Raw genomic sequence first — 3,714 nt, 5'->3', positions numbered from 1 at the left:
GGACGACGTGGTCGGCCGCACCAAGGTCTACGAAGCGATCGTCAAGGGCGACGACACCTTCGAGGCCGGCATCCCGGAGAGCTTCAACGTGCTCGTCAAGGAAATGCGTTCGCTGGGTCTCAACGTCGAACTCAAGAGCATCGAGGACGGCGACGGCCTGGCCGAGGCAGCGGAATAAGCGAGCGCGGGGGTGGCGGCCGGATCAGCCGCCACTCCCCCTCCTTCCCCGCCGCCCGACGAATTTGACCCTCTAGAGGGACTGGGAAATGAACGAACTGACCAACTTCGCCAATCCGGTGGCCAAGCCGGAAACCTTCGACCAGATCCGCATCGGCATCGCCTCGCCGGAGCGTATCCGTTCCTGGTCGTTCGGCGAGATCAAGAAGCCCGAGACGATCAACTACCGCACGTTCAAGCCGGAACGTGACGGCCTGTTCTGCGCGCGCATCTTCGGCCCGATCAAGGACTATGAGTGCTTGTGCGGCAAGTATAAGCGCATGAAGTACAAGGGCATCGTCTGCGAAAAGTGCGGTGTCGAAGTCACCGTCTCGAAGGTCCGCCGCGAACGCATGGGCCATATCGAGCTGGCCGCCCCGGTTGCGCACATCTGGTTCCTGAAGTCGCTGCCGTCGCGCATCGGCCTGCTGCTCGACATGCAGCTCAAGCAGCTTGAGCGCGTGCTCTACTTCGAAGCCTATATCGTCATCGAACCGGGCCTGACCCCGCTTGAGAAGTATCAGCTCCTCACTGAGGACGAGCTGCTCGAGGCGCAGGACGAATATGGCGAAGACGCCTTCACCGCCGGCATCGGCGCCGAAGCCGTGCGCAAGATGCTCGAAAGCCTCGATCTCGAAGGCGAGCGTGTAGATCTCCTGAAGGAGCTGGCCGAGACCAAGTCGGAGCTGAAGCCCAAGAAGATCATCAAGCGCCTCAAGGTCGTCGAAAGCTTCATCGAATCCGGCAACCGCCCGGAATGGATGATCCTCGAGGTGATTCCGGTCATTCCGCCGGAACTGCGTCCGCTCGTGCCGCTGGATGGCGGCCGCTTCGCGACGTCGGATCTCAACGATCTCTATCGCCGCGTCATCAACCGCAACAACCGCCTGAAGCGCCTGATGGAGCTGCGCGCGCCGGACATCATCGTCCGCAACGAAAAGCGCATGCTTCAGGAAGCCGTCGACGCCCTGTTCGATAACGGCCGCCGCGGCCGCACAATCACCGGCGCCAACAAGCGTCCGCTGAAGTCGCTGTCCGACATGCTCAAGGGCAAGCAGGGCCGCTTCCGTCAGAACCTGCTCGGCAAGCGCGTCGACTATTCGGGCCGTTCGGTCATCGTGACCGGCCCGGAACTCAAGCTGCACCAGTGCGGCCTGCCGAAGAAGATGGCGCTCGAACTGTTCAAGCCGTTCATCTACGCGCGCCTCGACGCCAAGGGTCTGTCGATGACCCTGAAGCAGGCGAAGAAGTGGGTCGAAAAGGAACGCAAGGAAGTCTGGGACATCCTCGACGAAGTCATTCGCGAGCACCCGGTCCTTCTCAACCGCGCGCCGACGCTCCACCGTCTCGGCATCCAGGCCTTCGAACCCGTGCTGATCGAAGGCAAGGCGATCCAGCTGCACCCGCTCGTCTGCTCGGCCTTCAACGCCGACTTCGACGGTGACCAGATGGCCGTCCACGTTCCGCTTTCGCTGGAAGCCCAGCTCGAAGCGCGCGTGCTGATGATGTCGACCAACAACATCCTGTCGCCCGCCAACGGCAAGCCGATCATCGTTCCGTCGCAGGACATGGTGCTCGGTCTCTATTACCTCTCCATCCAGAAGGAAGGTGAGCCGGGCGAAGGCATGCTGCTGGCGGACATGATCGAGGTCCACCAGGCGCTCAACACCGGTGCCGTCACGCTTCACACCAAGATTGTCAGCCGCGTCCCGCAGACGGACGAGGCCGGCAACCAGTATATGAAGCGCTACGAAACCACGCCGGGCCGCATGCTGCTGGGCGAATGCCTGCCGCAGAGCCACAAGGTGCCCTTCGAGACGGTCAACCGCCTGCTCACCAAGAAGGACATCGGCGACGTCATCGACGAGGTGTATCGCCACACCGGCCAGAAGGAGACGGTGCTGTTCGCCGACGCGATCATGGCGCTCGGCTTCCGTCACGCCTTCAAGGCGGGCATCTCGTTCGGCAAGGACGACATGGTCATCCCGGGCGCCAAGGAAGAACTGGTCGAAGAGACGCGCACGCTCGTGAAGGATTACGAGCAGCAGTATCAGGACGGCCTCATCACCCAGCAGGAAAAGTACAACAAGGTCATCGACGCCTGGTCGCGTTGCGGTGATCGCGTTGCTGCCGAGATGATGAAGGAAATCCAGGCTGTTAAGAGGGATCCGGAGACCGGCCGTGAAAAGCCGATCAACGCGATCTACATGATGGCGCACTCCGGTGCCCGTGGTTCGGCGGCGCAGATCAAGCAGCTTGCCGGCATGCGCGGCCTCATGGCCAAGCCGTCGGGCGAGATCATCGAAACGCCGATCATCTCGAACTTCAAGGAAGGCCTGACCGTCCTTGAATATTTCAACTCCACCCACGGCGCCCGCAAGGGTCTCGCGGATACGGCGTTGAAGACCGCGAACTCGGGTTACCTCACCCGCCGTCTGGTCGACGTGTCGCAGGATTGCGTCGTCGTCGAACTGGATTGCGGCACCGAACGCGCGCTGGTGATGAAGGCGATCGTCCAGGGCGGCGCCACCATCGCTTCGCTCGGCGAACGCATCCTGGGCCGCACCACGGCCGAGGACATCGTCGACAGCAAGACGGGCGAAGTGGTGATCCCGGAAGGCACGCTGCTCGATGAACCGATGATCACGCAGATCGAGGCGATCAGCCTCCAGTCGGTCAAGATCCGCAGCCCGCTGGTCTGCGAATCCAAGAACGGCGTCTGCGGCGCCTGCTACGGGCGCGATCTCGCCCGTGGTACGCCGGTCAACATCGGCGAAGCGGTGGGCGTCATCGCGGCGCAGTCGATCGGCGAACCGGGCACGCAGCTCACCATGCGTACCTTCCACATCGGCGGCGCGGCCCAGCTCAACCAGGAATCGAACCTGGAAGCGGTGGCCGATGGCACGCTCGTCTATCGCGAGATCCCGACGATCATCGACACGCGCGGCCGTCGCGTGACGCTCGCCCGTAACGGTGAAATCGCGATCCTCGACAGCGAGGGCCGCGAACGCGCCACGCACCGCCTGCCCTACGGCGCCACCGTCCTCGTCGAGGATGGCGCGTCCGTCACCAAGGGCGAGCGTATCGCCGAATGGGATCCGTCGTTCAGCCCGGTGATCACCGAAAAGGGCGGCACCGTTCGCTTCCAGGACATGATCGAGAACCGCACGGTTCGCGAGGAAACCGACGAAGCGACCGGCATCTCCCAGCGCGTGATCGTCGAAGACCACCTCAAGTCCAAGAAGGACGATTTCCGTCCGCGCATCACCCTGCTCGACGAGAACAGCGGTGAAGCCGGCGTGTCGCGCCTGATCCCGGGCTCGATCGTGGCGGTCGAAGATGGCCAGACGGTGCAGGCCGGCGACGTGCTCGCCCGCGTGCCGCGTGAAGCCGCCAAGACCCGCGACATCACGGGCGGTCTGCCGCGCGTGGCGGAGCTGTTCGAAGCGCGCAAGCCCAAGGAAAATGCGATCATCGCCAAGGTCTCGGGCCGTGTCG

Annotated in this window: 2 protein-coding genes; both read left to right on the top strand. The window is 63.3% G+C overall.

The features are described 5' to 3' along the window. Positions 1-178 (top strand): DNA-directed RNA polymerase subunit beta (locus tag CHB74_RS22855; protein ID WP_144033903.1); only part of this gene is annotated, 178 nt, incomplete at its 5' end. 88 nt (positions 179-266) lie between these two features. Next, a partial coding sequence (gene rpoC, locus CHB74_RS21270; RefSeq protein WP_089221456.1) for a DNA-directed RNA polymerase subunit beta' occupies positions 267-3,714 on the top strand: 3,448 nt, incomplete at its 3' end.

Source organism: Edaphosphingomonas laterariae (assembly GCF_900188165.1).
In the GTDB taxonomy this organism is placed as follows: domain Bacteria; phylum Pseudomonadota; class Alphaproteobacteria; order Sphingomonadales; family Sphingomonadaceae; genus Sphingomonas_E; species Sphingomonas_E laterariae.
This window is presented reverse-complemented; position numbering and strand designations above follow the sequence as displayed.